Source organism: Rhodanobacter caeni (assembly GCF_039523575.1).
Taxonomy (GTDB): domain Bacteria; phylum Pseudomonadota; class Gammaproteobacteria; order Xanthomonadales; family Rhodanobacteraceae; genus Rhodanobacter; species Rhodanobacter caeni.
The window spans coordinates 19,941-39,177 of sequence record NZ_BAAAFO010000002.1; the positions used below are offsets into that span (position 1 = coordinate 19,941).

Genomic DNA, 19,237 nt, shown 5'->3' on the forward strand with positions numbered 1-19,237 from the left:
CGGCGCCACTGACGGCCTCGTCAGTAGCGGATCACCGAGCGGATCACCTTGCCCTCGTGCATCAGGTCGAACGCACGGTTGATGTCCTCCAGCGGCATCACCTCGGTGATCATCTCGTCGATCCGGATCTCGCCCGCCATGTAGCGCTCGACGTAGCCGGGCAGCTGGGAGCGGCCCTTCACGCCGCCGAACGCCGAGCCGCGCCACACGCGGCCGGTGACCAGCTGGAACGGCCGCGTGCTGATTTCCTGCCCCGTGCCGGCCACGCCGATGATGATCGACTCGCCCCAGCCCTTGTGGCAACACTCCAGCGCCGAGCGCATCACGTGGACGTTGCCGATGCACTCGAACGAATAGTCCACGCCGCCGTCGGTGAGCTCCACGATCACCTGCTGGATCGGCGTGTCGGGGTAGTCCTTCGGGTTGATGAAATCCGTCGCGCCCAAGAGCTTCGCCATCTCGAACTTGGCCGGGTTGGTGTCCACCACCACGATGCGCCCGGCCTTGGCCATCACCGCGCCCTGCACCACCGACAGGCCGATGCCGCCCATGCCGAACACCGCCACGCTGGCACCCGGCTCCACCTTCGCGGTATTCAGCACCGCGCCGATGCCGGTGGTGATGCCGCAGCCGAGCAGGCACACCTTGTCCAGCGGCGCGGCCTTGTTGATCTTGGCCAGCGAGATTTCCGGCAGCACCGTGTATTCGCTGAACGTGCTGGTGCCCATGTAGTGCAGCAGCGGCTTGCCGTCCAGCGAGAAGCGCGAGGTGCCGTCGGGCATCAGGCCCTGGCCCTGGGTGACGCGGATTTTCTGGCACAGGTTGGTCTTGCCCGAGCGGCAGAATTTGCACTCGCCGCATTCGGGCGTGTACAGCGGGATCACGTGGTCGCCGACCTTCAGCGAGGTGACGCCTTCGCCTACTTCCTCGACGACGCCGCCGCCTTCATGGCCCAGGATCACCGGGAACATGCCCTCCGGATCGGCGCCGGACAAGGTGAACGCATCGGTGTGGCAGACGCCGGTGGCGACGATGCGCACCAGCACCTCGCCGGCTTTCGGAGCGGCCACGTCGACCTGCTCGATCGACAGCGGCTTGCCTGCTTCCCAGGCGACGGCGGCGCGTGATTTCATGACGGACTCCTCGTGCGATGCGGTGCGTTGAACGCCCCATGGTACCCGCTCGCCGGCTCAATCCCCGACCGCGCCGCAGCGGCTCATGCCCGGCAGTTGCCGGCAATAATCGTCCGCCTCGGCCAGCAGCCATTCGCGAAAAACCTGCAGGCCGCGATGCTCCAGCGAACGCGGCGGATACACCAGCCAGTACGCCTCGGACACGGGCAGGTAGTTGTGGCCCAGCACCTTCAGGCGACCGGCGTCGATCAGCGATTTCGAGGTCACCATCCGCCCCAGCGCCACGCCCAGGCCTTCCAGTGCCGCGTGGCGCAGCGCGTCGAGGCTGTCGAACTGGGCCACGTAGCGCGGCGGCTGGACGCCGCCGCGATGCTCGAACCAGTCGCGCCAGCGCGTGGACGAGGTCGGCTCGCCGAGCAGCGGCCAGCACGACAGGTCACCGGGATCGGCATCGCCCATCTGCGCGATCAGCTCGGGCGCCGCCACCGGCGCGATCCACTCGCCGAACAGCCGCTCGCTGTGCAGGCCGGGCCATTCGCCACGGCCATAGCGCAAACCGGCATCGACCGGCTCGCGCGCGAAATTGACCAGGGCCGAGCCCGACTGCAGGGTGAGCTCCAGCTCCGGATGCGCCGCCACCAATCGCGGCAGCCGCGGCACCAGCCAGCTCGACATGATGCCGGGGCTGGCGCTGAGCGTGAGCGCGTCGTGGTGGCGCGTGCGATACGCCGCCAGCGCCTGCTCGATGCCGTCGAGGTGGCCGCCCACCGCCTCCAGCAAGGCGCAGCCTTCCACCGTCAGCGTGACGCCGCGCGGGCCACGCTCGAACAGTCGCCGCTCCAGCCGCTCCTCCAGCTGCTTCATCTGGTGGCTGAGCGCGCTCACGGTGAGGTTGGCCTGCGCCGCGGCGCGCGACAGGTTGCCCACCCGCGCGATCAGCACGAACTGTTGCAGCAAGCCCAGCGGCAGCTTTGCCATGTTGAGCATTCCTCAAGGCTGGCTTGCGAATATATCGCTTTTTGGCGGTTCTTCCCCCGATTACCTTGAGCACCTCCCAAGTTGCCGCGCACCCGCGAAGGAGTTTCGCCATGAGCTCGTTATGGAAGGATTTGCTGTTTCTGCATGGCCACATGACCCACGCCAGCCTGATCTGGTCCGACGTCGACACCACGGCAGAGCGCGACGAGGCCGCCACGGACAAGCCGGCACCGGGCGTGCAGGCGTGCGTCGCCACGTGCTGCGTCGTGGCCGGCTTGCCCCGGATCGCCGCCCCGCGCTGAAGCCCCGGCCGATCTCCCTGAGCGTCGGCGGCCGAGTCGAGGCGCAGGCCGTCCCACCGCACTTCGACCCCGCTGCCCTGCGGGCGGCTGCGCCCAGGGCGAACGGCGAGCGTCCAGCCAGTTTGTGGACGCGCATTTGAAACCGGGTGCCGCAATGGCCACACTTGGCGTTCCCCACGTTTCCCGGACGTCTCCATGTCACTGCGCCCGCTCGGCAATTCGCCGCTTTCCATCGCCCCGCTCGCCTTCGGCGGCAACGTGTTCGGCTGGAGTGCCGACGAAACGCGCTCGTTCGAGCTGCTGGACGCCTTTGTCGATGCCGGCTGCAACCTGGTCGACACCGCCGACGTGTACCCCGCCTGGGTGCCGGGCAACCAGGGCGGCGAGTCCGAGGCGATCATCGGCAAGTGGCTCAAGCGCAGCGGCAAGCGCGACAAGGTGGTGATCGCCACCAAGGTCGGCAAATGGGCCGAGCAGCCAGGCCTGTCGCCGGTGAACCTGCAGCAGGCGGTGGACCGCTCGCTGCAGCGCCTGCAGACCGATTACATCGACCTGTACCTGGCGCACGAGGATGACGCCAGCGTCTTGCTGGCCGATACGCTGGGCGGCTTTGCGCGACTGATCGAGCAGGGCAAGGTGCGCGCCATCGGCGCCTCCAACTACAGGGCCGACCGCTTCGCCGAAGCGCTGGCCGTGGCCCGCGAGCACCACCTGCCCCGCTACGAAGTGCTGCAGCCGGAATACAACCTGCTCGAACGCGCCGGCTACGAGAACGAGCTGGAGCCGCTGATGCGCGCCGAGAACATCGGCGTGATCAGCTACTACGCGCTGGCCAGCGGCTTCCTCAGCGGCAAGTACCGCGGCGAGGCAGACCTGGCCAAGAGCAGCGCCCGCGCCAGCGCCGTGAAGCGCTACCTCAACCCGCGCGGCCTGCAGGTCCTGGCCGCGCTGGACGCCGTGGCGGCCGCGCACCAGGCCACCGTGGCCCAGGTGGCACTGGCCTGGCTGATCGCCCGCCCCGGCATCACCGCGCCCATCGCCAGCGCCACCAGCGTGACGCAGCTGAACGACCTGATCGGCGCGGTAAACCTGCAGCTGAGCGCCGCCGAAATTGCCGAGCTGGATCGCGCCAGCGCCTGACGCTTTCTGTAGGAGCGACTTCAGTCGCGATGCTCTTCGCCCGATTTCGGAAAAAGGCATCGCGACTGAAGTCGCTCCTACAGGTCGCTTCAGGTCGTGGCTTATTCCGCGGGGGGATCGATGGCGTAACCCTCGGCCCGCAACTTCGCCAGGTAACCATCGGGTTTCAGCAACTCGTCCATCGACAGCATGGCGAAGGTCTGCTGGTTGGTTTCCAGCGCCTTGCGCGCCGCGGCCAGCCAGGTGGCCTCGACCTTCTGCGGGATGTCGTCGATGCCCAGCTGGCGCGCGAAGCCCGCGTCCGCCAGCGCATCGATGCAGGCCTGGCGGCGATGGCTGTCGGGCAGCTCGCGCAGCGCCTGCAGGTCGCCGGTGGCCCAGGCGTTGGCGCGGGCCTTCATTGCCGGCAGGTCATGCTCGACCGCATCCAGCGTGCGGCTCATGCACATCGCGTCGTTCGGTGCGGCCTGCTTGAACGCCTTGATCGCCGCACGCGGGTGCTCGATCGTCACCGGGTACTCGACCGCCGTTTCCGCCACGCCATGTTGCCTGGCCAGCGCATCGACGGCCGCCTTCACGCCACCGGACTGGCTGAGTCCGTTTGCCTTGAGTGCCGCCTTGTACAGCTCCTGCGCGGCAAAGATCGGCCGCCAGCGCTCGACGCTGCGCCTGTCGCCCAGATAGGTCTGCTTCAACGCCTGCCAGCGCGCGTACGTGGGCGCGGACAGCACCTGCTGCAGGGTCTTGCCGTCCTCGTTCTTGCGCGCGCTGTAGGCCGATGGCAGCAGAAAGAGTTTCCCCAGCCAGCTCGTATCCACCTTCATCTTCACCGAGGGCGGCAGCAGGATCTGCTGCGCCGAGGCGATCACCGACTCCACCTCGCGCGACTGCCAGGTCATGCCGCGCGGCAGCGGCGACAGCGTGCCCAGGATCCACAGCTCGTGACCATCACGCGACACCCGCCACATGCCCGGCCCCGGCTGCATGCCGGTGACCAGCACGGCGGGCAGGTCGGCCACGTTGGTCGATGACGGTGGCGGTGGTGCGGCGCGCAGGGGGCCGCCGACCATCAGGGCGATCAGGAAAATCGCTGAGCGCAGGCGCATGGGGTGCTCCAGCCCGGGGGAGTGGCCATTGTGTCAGGGGAAGGCTGACTGGGGCGTTGCCGGGGGGCTCTGCGCGGGGCGCCCTCTCCCCTGCCCCTCTCCCGCAAGCGGGAGAGGGGTTCAGGCCCGCGCCTCTCCCGCTTGCTCCTGGCCTCCTCTCCCGCTTGCGGGAGAGGACTGAGGAGAGGGGCTTTTGCTATGGAAAACCCGCGCCCAAAAAAAAGAGGCGCCCGAAAGCGCCCCTTCTTCACTTGGCCGTATAGATGGCCATATAACGCATACGCTCAACCCTTCGAAAGCACCGCCAACGCCGCATTCAAGGTCGCGCTGGGCCGCATCGCACGGCTCACCTTTGCCATGTCGGGGTGGTAGTAACCGCTGATCTCCACCGGCTTGCCCTGCGCGCCATTGAGCTCGGCCACGATGGTGGCCTCGTTGTCGGCAAGTGCCTTGGCCAACGGCGCGAACGTCGCCTTGAGCGCGGCGTCGTCATCCTGCGCGGCCAACGCCTGCGCCCAGTACAGCGCCAGGTAGAAATGGCTGCCGCGGTTGTCCAGCTCGCCCACCTTGCGCGCGGGCGACCGGTTGTTGTCCAGCACCTTGCCGTTGGCCTGGTCCAGCGCCTGCGCCAGCACCTTGACCTGCGCATTGCCGGTCTGCTCGCCCACGAACTCCAGCGAGGCCTGCAGCGCCAGGAACTCGCCCAGCGAATCCCAGCGCAGGTAGTTTTCCTCGACAAACTGCTGCACGTGCTTGGGCGCGCTGCCGCCGGCGCCGGTCTCGAACAGCCCGCCGCCGGCCATCAGCGGCACGATCGACAGCATCTTGGCGCTGGTGCCCAGCTCCATGATCGGGAACAGGTCGGTGAGGTAGTCGCGCAGCACGTTGCCGGTGACCGAGATGGTGTCCTGGCCCTGGCGGATGCGCTCCAGCGAGAATTTCGTGGCGGCCACCGGGTCCATGATGCGGATGTCCAGGCCGCTGGTGTCGTGATCCTTCAGATAGCGCTCGACCTTGGCGATCAGCTGCGCATCATGCGCGCGCTGCGGGTCGAGCCAGAACACCGCCGGCGTGGACGACAGCCGCGCGCGGCTCACCGCCAGCTTCACCCAATCCTGGATCGGCGCGTCCTTGGTCTGGCACATGCGCCAGATGTCGCCGGCCTCGACGTCGTGCTGCAGCAGCACGGTGCCGGCGTCGTCGATCACCTTGACCACGCCGTCGCCGGCGATCTGGAACGTCTTGTCGTGCGAGCCGTATTCCTCGGCCTTCTGCGCCATCAGGCCCACGTTGGGCACACTGCCCATGGTGGCCGGATCGAACGCGCCGTGCGCCTTGCAGTCCGCGATCACCGCCTGGTACACGCCCGCGTAGCTGCGGTCGGGGATCACCGCCTTGGTGTCCTGCAGCTCGCCCTCGGCGTTCCACATCTTGCCGGAGTCGCGGATCATCGCCGGCATCGAGGCGTCGATGATCACGTCGCTGGGCACGTGCAGGTTGGTGATGCCCTTGTCCGAGTTGACCATCGCCAGCGCCGGGCGCTGCGCGTACTCGGCCTGGATATCGGCCTTGATCTGCGCCTGCTGATCCTCCGGCAGGCTGCCGATGCGCGCATACAGGTCGCCGATGCCGTTGTTGGGGTTGAAGCCCACATGCTTCAGCGCGTCCGCATGTTTCGCCAGCGCGTCGCGGTAGAACTCGCTGACCGCCACGCCGAACATGATCGGGTCGGAGACCTTCATCATGGTGGCCTTCAGGTGCAGCGAGAACAGCACGCCCTTCGCCTTGGCGTCGGCCACCTGCGCGTCGATGAAGGCGGCCAGCGCGCGCTTGCTCATCACCGCGGCGTCGATGATCTCGCCCGCCAGCAGCGCGGTCTTCGGCTTCAGCACCGTGTGGCTGCCGTCCTTGCCGAACCACTCGATGCGGACGTTGCCGGCCTGATCGATCAGCGCCGACTGCTCGGTACCGTAGAAATCGCCGCCATCCATGTGCGCCACGTGCGTCTGCGAATCCGCGCTCCACGCACCCATGCGATGCGGATGCTTGCGCGCGTAGCTCTTCACCGAAGCGGGCGCGCGGCGGTCGGAATTGCCCTCGCGCAGCACCGGGTTCACGGCGCTGCCCTTGACCTTGTCGTAGCGCGTACGGACGTCCTTCTCGTGCGCGTCCTTCGGCTCGTCCGGGTAATCGGGCAACGCGTAGCCCTGCTGCTGCAACTCCTTGATGGCCGCCTTCAGCTGCGGCATCGAGGCACTGATGTTGGGCAGCTTGATGATGTTGGCCGCAGGCGTGGTCGCCAGCTGGCCCAGCTCGGCCAGGTCGTCGGCGATGCGCTGGTCTTCCTTCAATGCCCCGGGAAACTGCGAAATGATGCGCCCCGCCAGCGAGATGTCGCGCGTCTCCACCGCGAGCCCCGCCGTAGCGGCAAACGCCGACACAACCGGCAGCAGCGAAGCGGTGGCGAGAAACGGGGCTTCGTCGGTGAGGGTGTAGATGATCTTCGGGGTATCGGACATGGCGTGCGGGGTTTCCATGGCAAGGCGGCAAGACCGCGGGCGGTGACCCGAATGACGGCGTCAGGCAAACGTCATTCGAGATTGACCGGCTATTGTCTCGCGATTGGGCCCGGCGGGCCACCGGAACGGGGAGCATGTCAGAATCGGCGGTCCCACCCGCCCCGCACCTGATGGCATGCATTACGAACTGGCCGACCTGCTCCGGGCCGCTGAATGGCGCTCCAACTTCGATAAAAAATCGCTCGCACGCGCGCAGGCCTACGCCCGCGACGGCAGCGTGCGCGGGCTGCAGATCCAGCACGATGGCGCGCACTACCACCTCACCGCCAAGGTCGACGGCAATTACGGCCATCGCTATGGCTGCCAGGTCGAGGTCGGCTCATACGACCGGCAGCTGGTTGTCGAGGGAATCTGCAGTTGCCCCGTCCGGCACAATTGCAAGCACGCTGCCGCGATGCTGCTGCAGGTGGCCGCCAGCGACACGACCCGGCCCGCACCAGCCGCCTCCAGCCCGGACTGGGCTGCCCAGATACAGGCGGCGCGGGATCTCGAAGCGCTGGCTTCCTGGGAGCGCTGGCTGGCCTCGCTCGAACGGGTGTCCCGCCCCATGCCGACGGCGGACCTGGAGCACCGCTTCGGCATCCTGCTGCGCAGCAGCGGCGCACCATGGCATCGACTGCTCGCTCTGCCGGTCTGGCTGCGCCCGTCCAGAAGTCGCGCCAGCATCGGCAACCTGGTCGATCCGCAACCGCTGAAGTGGGACGACCACCATGGCGCCATGCCGGCACCGGTGGAGGGGTGGCCCGAGCCGATGGCCCTGGCCCTGAACGTGCTGCTGGCAGCGCCCGTGACGCTGCACGGCAGCACGCCATGGCTGTCCATCCGGTCCTTCCATGCGGAGCGGGCGCTGGAGCAGTTGCTGGCCCGCTACCCGGCCTGGTACGAGCGCGGCAGCCAGCCCGTGGCGCGCGGCCCCGACGTCGCCACCACGCTCGACTGGGTCGAAGCCGGCGACGGCAGCCAGCGCCTGCAAATGCGCCCCGACGCCGACGGTGCGCAACTGCTGGTCGGCGCCGGCCTGTGGTACATCGACGCCAAGGCCGGTCATTATGGTCGTGCCCAGGGCGATGCCCGGCTGTTCGAAATGCTGGAGACCGCCCCCGCGCTGGCACCACGACAGCTCGCCGCCGTGCGCGGAAAGCTGGCGGCCTCCAGCCACCGTCGCCGCCTGCCCGCGCCCATCGAACATGGCCCGATACGGGTCGTGCGTGCGCAACCGACGCCCGTGCTGCGCCTTCACCCGGTGCCGGTCGAGTCCTGGAACGGCCGCATCGACATCATCGGCATGGCGGCCCTGCGGCACGACTACGACGGCCACGCGGTGGACGACAGCGAGCCGGCCAACGTACTCACCCGCCTCGATGAACGCGGCCTCCATGAAATCCACCGCGACCGCGCGGCCGAGGCGCACTGGCAACAATCGCTGCGCAAACTTGGCCTGACCCCCCGTGAGGAGCTGGATACCAGCTACGTCCCCGATTTCCATCGCAGTCATCTCGACGACTGGTACGCCCGCACCTCCGCCCGCAAACCGCCGCTGGCGCCGGACGCCTGGGCGCCGCTGGTCGAACAGCTCGAACAGGCCGGCTTCCGCATCGACTACGCGGAAGACTTCCCGCGTGACCGCCTGCTCCGCGTCGATGCATGGCATGCCGAACTCAGCCCCTCCGGCCATGCCTGGTTCGACGTGGCGCTGGGCGTGGACGTGGCCGGCGAACGCATCGACCTGCTGCCGGTGCTGCGCCAGCTGATCTTTGCGCCCGACTTTCCGCTCCATCCCGCACGCGGCGAGAAAACGGATGCCAGCTGGCGCCTGCGACTGGACGACACCCGCAGCATCGCGCTGCCGCTGACCCAACTGCGCGGACTGATCGAGCCGCTGTTCGAATGGCTGACCGGCCCGCCCAACGACGCCCCGCGTCTGCACCGCAGCCAACTCGCCACCCTCGGCGACAGCGGCCTGGCCTGGCGCGGCGACGATGGCCTGCGCACGCTGCTGCAACAGCTGCGCACGCGCCAGCCCGCCAAACCACCACGCGGCCTCAAGGCCACCTTGCGCCCCTACCAGCGTGAAGGTCTCGCCTGGCTGGATTTCCTCGGTGACACCGGGCTTGGCGGCATCCTTGCCGACGACATGGGGCTGGGCAAGACAGTGCAGGTGCTGGCCCACCTGCTCGCCGAAAAGCAGCGCAAGCGCCTCGCCGATCCTGCCCTGGTGATCGCGCCCACCTCGCTGGTCGGCAACTGGCAGGCCGAGGCCGCGCGCTTCGCGCCCAGCCTCAAGGTACTGGTGCTGCACGGCAGCGACCGCGCCGAACACTTCGGCACCATCGCCGGCCACCACCTGGTCATCACCACCTACCCACTGCTGCCACGCGACCGCGACAAGCTGGTCGAGGCGAAATTCTCGCTGCTGATCCTGGACGAGGCCCAGGCGATCAAGAACGCCGCCAGCCGTGCCGCCCAGGTCGTGCGCGAGATCCCCGCCACCCGCCGGCTGGCGATGACCGGCACGCCACTGGAAAATCACCTGGGCGAACTGTGGGCGCAATTCGACGTGGTGGAACCCGGCCTGCTCGGCAACCAGCGCCAGTTCGCCCGCCGCTATCGCACGCCCATCGAAAAGCACGGCGACCCGGCCCGCCAGCAACAGCTCAACCGCCGCATCGGCCCGCTGCTGCTGCGCCGGCGCAAGGACGACGTGCTCACCGACCTGCCGCCCAAGACCGAGATCGTGCGCACGCTGGAGCTGGAAGCCGACCAGCGCGCCCTCTACGAAACCCTGCGCCTGGCCCAGCACGAACGCGTGCGCCAGGCCGTCAAGGAGCGCGGCCTGGCACAATCGGGCATCGTCGTGCTCGACGCCCTGCTCAAACTGCGCCAGGCCTGCTGCGACCCGCGCCTGGTCAAACTGGACAGCGCCAGAAAGGTAAAGACCAGCGCCAAGCTCGACGCCCTGCTCGACCTGATCGACGGCCTTGTCAACGATGGCCGCCGCATCCTGCTGTTTTCCCAGTTCACCGAAATGCTGGCGCTGATCGAAGCCGCGCTCGACAAGCGCAAACTCCCCCATCAGGCCCTTACCGGCCAAACCCCGGCCCGCGACCGCACCGCCCTGGTCAAACGCTTCCAGCAAGGCGACGTGCCACTGTTCCTGATCAGCCTCAAAGCCGGCGGCGTCGGCCTCAACCTCACCGCCGCCGACACCGTCATCCACTACGCCCCTGGTGGAACCCCGCCGCCGAGGCCCAGGCCACCGACCGCGCCCACCGCATCGGCCAGGACAAACCCGTCTTCGTCTACCGCCTGATCTGCAAGGACACGGTGGAGGAAAAGATCCAGGCCATGCAGGCACGCAAGGCCGGGCTGGCGCAGGCGGTGCTGGAGGGCGGCGGGAGCACGCAGCGGCTGAGGTTTGACGAGGGGGATCTGGAGGCGTTGTTCGGGGGGATGTAGCAGATGCGCTCCGACGTTTTTCTGCTGGCCTTGCCGCAGCTTCGATGTCCGCAACGTGGGTTTTGTCGCAAATCAATAATCCCGGGCTTGATGCCTCGGCATATTGAAGCCGTTGGAAGTGAAACCTTGCGGTCGTTCTGATCGTGTTGCACGTGGACCTCGAAGCCGCCCCCATTACTCCGCGCGGGGGCCGGCGGGCGATGCATTTCGCGCTTCGGAGCAACCGCGCAGCACAACGTCCCGGAACTGCCAGCCACGTTGCCGGCGTGGCTACACCCGCCCAACGACTCCTGCCAGAACGAAGTACCGGCAAACCACCGTCATCGATTGCGCTGGCTTCCAGGCCTGACTGGAATCTTCAGCATCTGGCCCGGCGCAAGCTTGTCCGGCTCGGTCAGCTGGTCGCGATTGGCGGCATAGATCCGCTCCCACGCACCGCCGTCGCCATAAACCTGCTGCGCAATGCTCGACAGCGTCTCGCCCGCCACCACGGCATGAATGTCGGTGCGATCCACCGTGGAACCCGGATTCTCGGACATACCGCTGAACTCCGCCTTGTCCGCCGGCGCCATATGCGCCGCCTGCTCACGCACCACCTCGCGCGATTCGAAGATGCCCGGCTTGTCGTCGTTGGCCATGATTGCCTCCGTTGCGAAAGCCACCGTGATAGCGCCGGGGCGGTCAACGGGCTGTGAGGTGGCGAAGCGCGTGCGGCCAGGTGAGAACTCCATGTCTTGATATATGAGACGGGGCCGCCGCATGCTGGACCGGTCGGGCTGCGCATCTGCGCACGCACCGGTACCGCACCACCAGGGGATAGCGACATGGACGATCTGGGCCCTTCCGATCTGAAGTCGATACTGCATTCCAAGCGCGCCAACATCTATTACCTGGAACACTGCCGCGTGCTGGTCAACGGCGGGCGGGTGGAATACGTCACCGACGAAGGCAAGCGCTCGCTGTACTGGAACATTCCGATCGCCAACACCACGACTGTGCTGTTGGGCACCGGCACATCGGTCACCCAGGCGGCCATGCGTGAATTGGCCAAAGCCGGCGTCCTGGTGGGCTTTTGCGGCGGTGGCGGGACGCCCCTGTTCAGCGCCAACGAGATCGACATCGAGGTGGCCTGGTTCTCGCCACAAAGCGAGTATCGACCCACGGAATACCTGCAGGCATGGGTACGGTTCTGGTTCAACGACGACCTGCGGTTGGCGGCCGCCAAGGCATTCCAGCTGCAACGTGCTTTGCGCATCAGCCAGCAATGGCAGCATCGAACGCTGCGCGAGGCGGGATTCGCCGTGGATGCCCAACGGTTGGACGATTTGCTGCCGCGCTCGCGCCAACAGTTCGAACAGGCGCCCGACAACCCCAGCTTGCTGACCGCGGAAGCACGTCTCACCAAAGCCTTGTTCAAGCTGGCGGTCGATACAGTGGGCTATGGCGAGTTCACCCGTGCCAAGCGTGGCAGCGGCACCGACCCGGCCAACCGGTTTCTGGACCACGGCAACTACCTGGCCTACGGCCTGGGCGCCACCACCTCCTGGGTTCTCGGCATACCCCACGGGCTGGCCGTGCTGCATGGCAAGACGCGGCGCGGCGGCCTGGTGTTCGACGTGGCCGATCTGGTCAAGGACGCCTGCATCCTGCCGCAGGCGTTTCTGTCGGCCATGCGCGGCGACGATGAGCAGTCATTCCGCCGCGGCTGCATCGAGGCACTGACACGCAGCGAATCCCTGGACTTCATGATCGACACCTTGAAGCAGGTAGCCATCGACACCGCGGCCCTTGCCGCATGAACGTCTTGCTGATCAGCCAATGCGACAAGCGCGCTCTCACCGAAACCCGTCGCATCCTCGACCAGTTTGCGGAACGCCGCGGCGACCGTACTTGGCAAACGCCAATCACCCAGGCAGGCCTGGACACCTTGCGAAAGTTGCTGCGCAAAACCGCGCGCAAGAACACCGCCGTGGCCTGCCACTGGATTCGCGGCCAGGACCACAGCGAGCTGTTATGGCTCGTAGGTGACGCCCGGCGGTTCAACGCCGAGGGCGCGGTTCCCACCAACACCACGACCCGCGATGTACTGCGCAGGGGCGGCGAAAACGACTGGCATACCGTGCAGGACATTCGGCTGCTGGCCCAGCTTGCCGCGCTGCTGCACGACCTTGGCAAGGCCAGCGTGGCATTCCAGCAGCGGCTGGCCGGCAAGCTCGACGAGCGCAACCGCTACCGTCACGAATGGGTATCGCTGCGACTGTTCCTTGGCTTCGTGGGCGATGACGATGACGCCGGCTGGCTGGGCCGCCTCGCCAGCGAGGCGGAAGGCAACGATGCCGACTGGACGGCACCCGGCCGCTACCTGCGCGACGGTGTGGATGCGGGTATCGAGCGCACGCCATTTCGCGCTCTCGCCGTGCGGGCACCGCTCGCCGCCGCGATCGGCTGGTTGATCGTCACGCATCACCGCCTGCCGCTCATCCCCGCATCGAGGCCGGACGGCAGCGGCCAGGACTGGCTGGGCAAGCGTGCGGGTCGCTTCGAACAGGCCTGGTTGGAAACCCCACTGGCCCAAGTCGCCCACGACTGGAACGAGATCGACCAGCACTCCACGGCAGCACAAGCCTTGCCGTATTGGCAGCTGGCGGGCGAGCTTCCCGCCGCGGCCCCCGCATGGCGCACGCAAACCCGGCGCGTTGCCAAGTCCTTGCTGCAACTTCGCGCACAGCGCGATGCGGATTGGCTGGGCAATCCCTACGCAATGCATCTGGCCCGGCTCGCGCTGATGCTGGCTGACCATCATTACTCCAGCCTGGGCGCGGACAACCACGGCAATCCGGCGGCCGAGCGAACACGTTTCGTGCAAGCGGGTCAGCACGTGTTTGCCAACACCCGCAAGGACAGGGAGGGGAAAACGCGGCTCAACCAGTCGCTGCTGGAGCACCTCCTCGGCGTCGGCCATACCGCCAGCCTGATCGCCCATGCGCTGCCCAATTTCGAGCGCCACTTGCCTCGCCTCGCCAACCACCGCGGCCTGCGCAAGCGCAGCGGCGACGCGCGTTTCGCCTGGCAGGACAAGGCCTTCGATACAGCCGCCGGCCTACGTGAGGCAGCGCGCGAGCATGGCGCTTTCATCGTCAACATGGCCTCCACCGGTTGCGGCAAGACGCTGGCCAACGCGCGCATCCTGTATGCCCTGGCCGACCCGCAACTGGGCCTGCGGGTGAGTTACGCGCTGGGTTTACGCACGCTTACCTTGCAGACCGGACGCAGCTACCGCCACGACCTGCACTTGAACGACGACGAGTTGGCGGTACTGGTGGGCGGATCGGCCAGTCGCGCCCTGTTCGAACATTACGAAGCGAAAGCCGAAGCCGGCGGCTCAGCGTCTATCCAAGCGTTGATCGAGGAAGACAGCCATGTGCTCTACGAGGGCAGCGTGGCCGACCATCCGTTGCTGTCGCGTGCGCTGGCCAACCCCGAGATGCGCAAGCTGATCTCGGCACCCATGCTGGTGTGCACCGTTGATCACCTCGCCCCCGCCACCGAATCACTGCGGGCCGGCCGCCAGATCGCGCCGATGCTGCGGCTTATGAGCAGTGACCTGGTGCTCGACGAACTGGACGACTACGACCTCGACGACCTGCCCGCGCTGACCCGGTTGATGCATTGGGCCGGCCTGCTCGGCAGTCGCGTGGTGCTCTCCTCGGCCACATTGCCGCCAGCCCTGGTGGAGGGCATGTTCATGGCCTACCGCGCCGGCCGCCACCACTACCAGCGCAACCGTGGCCCCAATGGCGGTGCCGAGCGGCCTGTCGAGGTGCCTTGCTTGTGGACGGACGAATTCGGGGTGCAAGCCGACACCCTCGCCAACGTCGACGGCTTCGCCGCGGCCCATGCGCGTTTCGTCGAGCGCCGAGTGGCCAGGCTGCAAGCCACCGAACCCTTGCGCCTCGCCGAGCTGCTGCCGATCGACATCGCCGCCAGACAGCCCGAGCGCATCCACGCCGAGTTCGCCGGTCACTTGCGCGACGCCTGCCTGCGCCTGCACCGCGATCACGCCCACCCCGACCCCGTCACCGGCAGGCGCGTCAGCTTCGGCCTGGTACGCATGGCCAATATCGACCCGATCTTCGACGTGGCCAGCACGCTCTACATGCAGGCTGCGCCGAAAGATACGCGCATTCACCTGTGCGTGTATCACGCCCGCTTTCCGCTGGCGCAGCGCTCGGCCATCGAAGCCATGCTGGATGCCGCGTTCAATCGGCGCGGCGAAGACGCGGTATGGCAACTGCCGCAGGTCCGGCACGCGCTCGATACGCACGCCGAAGACGACCACCTGTTCGTGGTGCTGGCTTCGCCGGTGTGCGAGGTGGGCCGCGACTGGGATGCCGACTGGGCAGTGGCCGAGCCGTCCTCGATGCGCTCGCTGATCCAGCTCGCCGGTCGCGTACAGCGCCATCGGCGCAAGCCCCCGCAAGCACCTAACGTGCTGGTGTTCGATACCAACCTCAAAGGCATCGAACGGCGCGACGGCCGCCAGCCGGTATTCACCCGCCCCGGCTTCGAGACGGAGCGCGACAACGGCCGCTTCCTGCTGGCCAGCCACAGCTTGCGCATGCTCCTGGCCGAGAACGAATACCACCATCTCGACGCCCAACCGCGCATCCAGCCGCGCGCAACCGAACTGCAGCCGCGCGAGCGTTGGGTGGACCTCGAACAGGCGCGCATCCGCACCGCCATGCTGCCGGCGCCGCCTACGCCCATCACTCATTCCACACGCCGTGGTGCGGCGCCTGTTGCGCGCCTGGAACGCGATTACGCGCCCGCAGCCTGGGAGTATCCCCAAGCCGCGCTCGCCGGCGTACTGCCGCAGCAGCAACCGTTTCGCCACGACGAGCAGCCCGGCACCACGCTGGCATGGCTTCCTGATGAGGATGAAGACGATCTGCTACCGCATCGCGTGGAAGACGCGCCGGGCAGTCGCCGCGGTGAAAAGCTCTACGTCCCCGCGAGGGAGCTGCTTCACGAGGTCGCGTTGAGTGTTGCGCCAGGTATCAGCTGCTGGGGCGAATTCGACCTGCCGTCGCTGGTGGGCGAACAAGTCGAAGCGCAAGACCTGCCGCTCGATCTTGCCGCCCGCAGGTTCACCACCGTGGAAGTGCCCCGCAATGACCAGGGCTGGCGCTGGCACCCATGGCTCGGCTTCACCAGGCAACGCTGAGGCAGATCAATGCCAGGGATCAACCAGGGGAATGCCGCAGCCTTCGAAATCGCGCACGTTGCGCGTAGCCAGCGTGGCGCCGTGCGATCGCGCGATGCCGGCGATCATCGCATCGGATTGGTCGACCGGACGTCCCTGGGTGCGCCGCGCCGCGGCGATGGCGGCATGTGCATCGGCGGCCGCCTCATCGTAAGGCAGCACGCGCCCCGCCATGTCGACCGCAAAGATCGCCGTGATCTCCTGCTGCAGTCGCGTCTTGCGCTGACCATCGGGCAGAATCAATACCCCATACAGCATCTCGCCGCGCGTCACCGCCGTCGTGAACAGGTTCGAGCGTGCCTGCCGGTTCAACCATGCCACCACGCGCTCATCCGGCTGCGACCGCATGAACTCCGACAGCACGTTGGTATCCAGCACGATCATTCGTCGAAGTCCGGCGGATCGCGCTGCGGCTCACGCGGCGGCAATTCCAGGTCGACGCCCCCGAACGGTTCCACGCGGGTGCGGATGGCGGCATACAGCGACGCACCCGAATCTTCCTCGACACGATTGGCCAAGGCGGTGCGGAGGATGCTGCGCGCCTCCTCCTCCATCGAGCGCCCATGCCGTGCCGCACGCACGCGCAAGCGCGCTTTCAGATCGTCGTCCAGATTTCGGATCGTCATGGTGGCCACGGGCAGACCCTCCGGGAACGATTGCACTGACTGCATTGTAATCGTTCTCCTGCCCATATCCTTCATCGGCTGCCTACGCGGCAGACATCTTGTCGATCAACCAACTCGACATTTTTCTGAGCTGCCTTTCCGGCAACAAATTTAATGGCAACTAACTCTACATTGGATAGTATGCTAAATGGTTGGTCGAGGAGCACAAGGAATTTCGGGCTTGTCTCGACTTTTGCGACACAGCTCACGTACGACTGCTGACTCCAGTCGATGCGTAACCACGAAGGGGGAAGGGATGTCTGAATTGACGAGCAGAGGGAATCTATTTCGCGCAAGCATCACCGGCTTCATTGAAGCCCGGCGCGACGCCAAGCTGAAAGGCAAGGAAGGCGACGCCGACACGGCATCGAAATACGAGTACACCACGTGGTTGGCCGATGCGGCACGACGGGTAGGCCAGATCCAGGCCGTGACCCACGTGCTCAAGGCCACCCACCCGGACGCGCGCGGCAGCAGCCTGCACGTCGCCCCCTCCGGCCTGCCCCGACACGCCGAGATCGGCAGCCACCTGCTGGGTGAGGGCTACGCAGAGGACGTGGTGGGCAATGCCGCTGCGTTGGACGTGTTCAAGCTGCTCAAGCTCGAGGTCGATGGCCGCCGCCTGCTCGACTGGATGCAGGCCGGCGATACCGACCTGCGGGCTGCACTGTCCAACGACGTCGAACAGGCCCAAGGCTGGATGAAAGCCTTCGCCTCGTTGGTGCGCGAAGAAGCGCAGCCGTCCAGCCATCCCATGGCCAAGCAGCTCTATTGGCTAGTCGGCGAGGATCCGCAGGACGACGCCCACTACAACCTGCTGCAACCGATGTTTTCCAGCTCGCTGGTCCATGCCGTCCACGCCGACATCCAGGATGCGCGCTTTGGTGAAGCCAACAAGGAAATGCGACAAGCCAGGCGCGACAACAAGCCGGCCGATGCCATTTATCGCGACTACCGCGACCTCGTCGCCCGCAAGCTGGGTGGCACCAAGCCGCAGAACATCTCGCAGCTGAACAGTGAGCGCGGCGGCGTGAATTACCTGCTGGCCTCGCTGCCACCACCGGCATGGAAGCCGAGTGCTGCGAAGAACCTGCTCAGGCTCGATTCGGTGTTCAACGAAAGGCATGGCGAGCTGAACCGGTTCGGCGGCATGCGCGAGCTGCTACGCACACTGACTGCCTTTCTCAAGGCAAACCCTGACCCCACCGTGGAAACCCGCAAGCATCGCGAAACCATTGAACAAGCCATCGGCCAGGAGTTGGCCATGTTCGGCGTGGCGATCCGTGGAAGCTACAAAGCCGGCTGGACGCGGGATGAGGCCTGCCAGCTGCCGCTGTGTGAGCAGCTCTGGCTCGACCCCGACCGCTTCGAACTGCCGGAACGCAACGATCCGGGGCATCCGCACTGGCAAGAGGACGACCTCGCCTTCAACCAGGCCTATGAGCATGGCGACTGGGCCAACGAAGTAGCGGGTCGCTTCGGCCTCTGGCTCAACGGCCAGTTGCGCAAGCGCAGCGACAAACTGGCCATGCTCGGCGAGGCAGAAATGCGGCACTTCGCGCGCCAAGCCATCCTCGACGTGGCCTGGCCTATCCCGCTGCAACGCCGCGCCAAGGCAGGTGCCGCATGAATACGCTTCCGCATTTCACCCATCTGCTGGTGCTGCCGCACCTCAGGGTGCACAACGCCAATGCGGTTTCGAGCCCGTTGACTCACGGTTTCCCGTCCATCACCGCGTTTCTCGGGCTGATGTGGGCCCTGGAACGCAAGACCCGCGCCGCCGGGCTGGATCTGGAGTTCGGTGCCGTCGGCGTGGTCTGCCACGACCGCCAGGAGCAGACCACCGAGGGAGGCTTCGTCAAAAGCTTCCGGCTTACCCGCAACCCGGTCGGCAAAGACGGCAGTACCGCCGCCATCGTCGAGGAAGGACGCATCCACCTCGACCTCAGCGTGGTGCTGGCGGTGAACGCCGGGGCATGGGACAGGGACGCGCAGCAGCACGATCTGGAAACCATCCTCGACCTGCTGCAAGGCATGCGCATCGCCGGTGGCACGCTGTTGCCGGCTACGCAAGCGGCGGCTTCGCGTCATCGCCCATGGCTGGCCAACTTCACTGGCGACAGCGACGACCAAGCCAGGGAGTTCCGCAAGCTGCGCGCTCGCCTGCTGCCAGGCTCGGCATTGGTGGCCCGCGACGACCTGATCGACAGCCGCCTGGACGAGTTGCGCAGGCAGTCGCCACAAGCCACGCGCCTCGATGCGTGGCTTTCGCTCTCGCGCATCAATTGGCGTTACGACGCCAAGGCCGATGACGGCAATGGTGGCTGGCAAAACGATCGCAAGAAGGGTTCGGGCTGGATCGTGCCTATTCCTGTGGGCTACGGCGCCCTCGGTGAACTGCACCAAGCCGGCCGCGTGGCCCATGCGCGCGATGCCACCACACCCTTCCGTTTCGTCGAAAGCCTGTACTCCGTGGGCGAATGGATAGGCCCGCACCGCCTGCACTCACCGAACGACCTGCTCTGGTACGCCGACAGCCGACCCGACGAAGGACTGTACCGCTGCCGCAACGACTATCGCTCCGTCGACACCACTCTCTGACACGACAAGGAATT

General features: G+C 66.8%; 15 protein-coding genes. 8 read left to right on the plus strand and 7 right to left on the minus strand.

Translation table 11 applies throughout. From position 1 onward, the window contains the following. Nucleotides 1-20: 20 nt before the first annotated feature. Both ABD017_RS04710 and ABD017_RS04715 read right to left on the minus strand, forming a co-directional pair. Nucleotides 21-1,133 (minus strand): S-(hydroxymethyl)glutathione dehydrogenase/class III alcohol dehydrogenase, encoded by a 1,113-nt coding sequence (locus tag ABD017_RS04710; protein ID WP_343880709.1) that lies wholly within the window; start codon nucleotides 1,131-1,133, stop codon nucleotides 21-23. A gap of 57 nt (nucleotides 1,134-1,190) precedes the next feature. Beyond that, on the minus strand, nucleotides 1,191-2,111 hold the full coding sequence (locus ABD017_RS04715) for a LysR substrate-binding domain-containing protein (protein ID WP_343880711.1): 921 nt from the start codon (nucleotides 2,109-2,111) through the stop codon (nucleotides 1,191-1,193). 110 nt (nucleotides 2,112-2,221) lie between these two features. Here ABD017_RS04715 and ABD017_RS04720 point away from each other — a divergent pair, with 110 nt between their 5' ends. Together ABD017_RS04720 and ABD017_RS04725 are read left to right on the plus strand one after the other, a co-directional pair. Further along, nucleotides 2,222-2,413: a hypothetical protein gene (locus ABD017_RS04720; RefSeq protein WP_343880713.1), complete on the plus strand. Its 192-nt coding sequence runs from the start codon at nucleotides 2,222-2,224 to the stop codon at nucleotides 2,411-2,413. Nucleotides 2,414-2,608: 195 nt separating this feature from the next. Then, the gene (locus ABD017_RS04725) at nucleotides 2,609-3,553 is read left to right on the plus strand and encodes an aldo/keto reductase (protein WP_343880715.1); all 945 of its coding nucleotides are present in this window, start codon (nucleotides 2,609-2,611) and stop codon (nucleotides 3,551-3,553) included. A gap of 101 nt (nucleotides 3,554-3,654) precedes the next feature. Here the strand turns inward: ABD017_RS04725 and ABD017_RS04730 are convergent, their stop codons facing one another. Beyond that, nucleotides 3,655-4,659, minus strand: coding sequence for a TraB/GumN family protein (locus ABD017_RS04730; protein WP_343880717.1), 1,005 nt, complete (start codon nucleotides 4,657-4,659; stop codon nucleotides 3,655-3,657). A 284-nt stretch (nucleotides 4,660-4,943) separates the two neighbouring features. After that, nucleotides 4,944-7,178, minus strand: coding sequence for an NADP-dependent isocitrate dehydrogenase (locus ABD017_RS04735; protein ID WP_343880719.1), 2,235 nt, complete (start codon nucleotides 7,176-7,178; stop codon nucleotides 4,944-4,946). A gap of 175 nt (nucleotides 7,179-7,353) precedes the next feature. Between ABD017_RS04735 and ABD017_RS04740 the strand changes: the two genes are divergently transcribed. Next, on the plus strand, nucleotides 7,354-10,548 hold the full coding sequence (locus ABD017_RS04740) for a DEAD/DEAH box helicase (RefSeq protein WP_343880721.1): 3,195 nt from the start codon (nucleotides 7,354-7,356) through the stop codon (nucleotides 10,546-10,548). Between the two features lie 14 nt (nucleotides 10,549-10,562). After that, the gene (locus ABD017_RS04745; RefSeq protein WP_343880722.1) at nucleotides 10,563-10,694 is read left to right on the plus strand and encodes a hypothetical protein; all 132 of its coding nucleotides are present in this window, start codon (nucleotides 10,563-10,565) and stop codon (nucleotides 10,692-10,694) included. A gap of 320 nt (nucleotides 10,695-11,014) precedes the next feature. Here the strand turns inward: ABD017_RS04745 and ABD017_RS04750 are convergent, their stop codons facing one another. Continuing rightward, nucleotides 11,015-11,332 (minus strand): LysM peptidoglycan-binding domain-containing protein, encoded by a 318-nt coding sequence (locus ABD017_RS04750; RefSeq protein ID WP_343880724.1) that lies wholly within the window; start codon nucleotides 11,330-11,332, stop codon nucleotides 11,015-11,017. Nucleotides 11,333-11,518: 186 nt separating this feature from the next. Between ABD017_RS04750 and cas1f the strand changes: the two genes are divergently transcribed. After that, nucleotides 11,519-12,493 (plus strand): type I-F CRISPR-associated endonuclease Cas1f, encoded by a 975-nt coding sequence (gene cas1f, locus ABD017_RS04755; protein ID WP_343880726.1) that lies wholly within the window; start codon nucleotides 11,519-11,521, stop codon nucleotides 12,491-12,493. After that, complete coding sequence (gene cas3f, locus ABD017_RS04760) at nucleotides 12,490-15,918, plus strand: type I-F CRISPR-associated helicase Cas3f (protein WP_343880728.1); 3,429 nt, start codon at nucleotides 12,490-12,492, stop codon at nucleotides 15,916-15,918. Before cas1f ends, cas3f begins: the two co-directional genes overlap by 4 nt. A 6-nt stretch (nucleotides 15,919-15,924) precedes the next feature. On the opposite strand, the gene ABD017_RS04765 is transcribed toward cas3f, so the two are convergent. Further along, nucleotides 15,925-16,341, minus strand: a complete 417-nt coding sequence (locus ABD017_RS04765) for a type II toxin-antitoxin system VapC family toxin (protein ID WP_343880730.1) — start codon at nucleotides 16,339-16,341, stop codon at nucleotides 15,925-15,927. Then, a complete protein-coding gene (locus ABD017_RS04770) occupies nucleotides 16,338-16,583 on the minus strand; it encodes a FitA-like ribbon-helix-helix domain-containing protein (protein WP_343882158.1) in 246 nt (81 codons plus the stop codon). Before ABD017_RS04770 ends, ABD017_RS04765 begins: the two co-directional genes overlap by 4 nt. Before the next feature lie 220 nt (nucleotides 16,584-16,803). On the opposite strand from ABD017_RS04770, the gene csy1 reads away from it, so the two are divergent. Both csy1 and csy2 read left to right on the plus strand, forming a co-directional pair. Beyond that, nucleotides 16,804-18,252: a type I-F CRISPR-associated protein Csy1 gene (csy1, locus tag ABD017_RS04775; protein ID WP_343880732.1), complete on the plus strand. Its 1,449-nt coding sequence runs from the start codon at nucleotides 16,804-16,806 to the stop codon at nucleotides 18,250-18,252. Further along, nucleotides 18,249-19,223 (plus strand): type I-F CRISPR-associated protein Csy2, encoded by a 975-nt coding sequence (csy2, locus tag ABD017_RS04780; RefSeq protein ID WP_343880734.1) that lies wholly within the window; start codon nucleotides 18,249-18,251, stop codon nucleotides 19,221-19,223. The genes csy1 and csy2 overlap by 4 nt, the downstream gene beginning before the upstream one ends. Nucleotides 19,224-19,237 lie beyond the last annotated feature (14 nt).

Excerpts from the sequence above, each read along its gene's own strand:
- ABD017_RS04710 (WP_343880709.1), bottom strand. The coding sequence starts at position 1,133 with ATGAAATCACGCGCCGCCGTCGCCTGGGAAGCAGGCAAGCCGCTGTCG.
- ABD017_RS04715 (WP_343880711.1), bottom strand. The coding sequence starts at position 2,111 with ATGGCAAAGCTGCCGCTGGGCTTGCTGCAACAGTTCGTGCTGATCGCG.
- ABD017_RS04720 (WP_343880713.1), top strand. The coding sequence starts at position 2,222 with ATGAGCTCGTTATGGAAGGATTTGCTGTTTCTGCATGGCCACATGACC.
- ABD017_RS04725 (WP_343880715.1), top strand. The coding sequence starts at position 2,609 with ATGTCACTGCGCCCGCTCGGCAATTCGCCGCTTTCCATCGCCCCGCTC.
- ABD017_RS04730 (WP_343880717.1), bottom strand. The coding sequence starts at position 4,659 with ATGCGCCTGCGCTCAGCGATTTTCCTGATCGCCCTGATGGTCGGCGGC.
- ABD017_RS04735 (WP_343880719.1), bottom strand. The coding sequence starts at position 7,178 with ATGTCCGATACCCCGAAGATCATCTACACCCTCACCGACGAAGCCCCG.
- ABD017_RS04740 (WP_343880721.1), top strand. The coding sequence starts at position 7,354 with ATGCATTACGAACTGGCCGACCTGCTCCGGGCCGCTGAATGGCGCTCC.
- ABD017_RS04750 (WP_343880724.1), bottom strand. The coding sequence starts at position 11,332 with ATGGCCAACGACGACAAGCCGGGCATCTTCGAATCGCGCGAGGTGGTG.
- cas1f (WP_343880726.1), top strand. The coding sequence starts at position 11,519 with ATGGACGATCTGGGCCCTTCCGATCTGAAGTCGATACTGCATTCCAAG.
- cas3f (WP_343880728.1), top strand. The coding sequence starts at position 12,490 with ATGAACGTCTTGCTGATCAGCCAATGCGACAAGCGCGCTCTCACCGAA.
- ABD017_RS04765 (WP_343880730.1), bottom strand. The coding sequence starts at position 16,341 with ATGATCGTGCTGGATACCAACGTGCTGTCGGAGTTCATGCGGTCGCAG.
- ABD017_RS04770 (WP_343882158.1), bottom strand. The coding sequence starts at position 16,583 with ATGACGATCCGAAATCTGGACGACGATCTGAAAGCGCGCTTGCGCGTG.
- csy2 (WP_343880734.1), top strand. The coding sequence starts at position 18,249 with ATGAATACGCTTCCGCATTTCACCCATCTGCTGGTGCTGCCGCACCTC.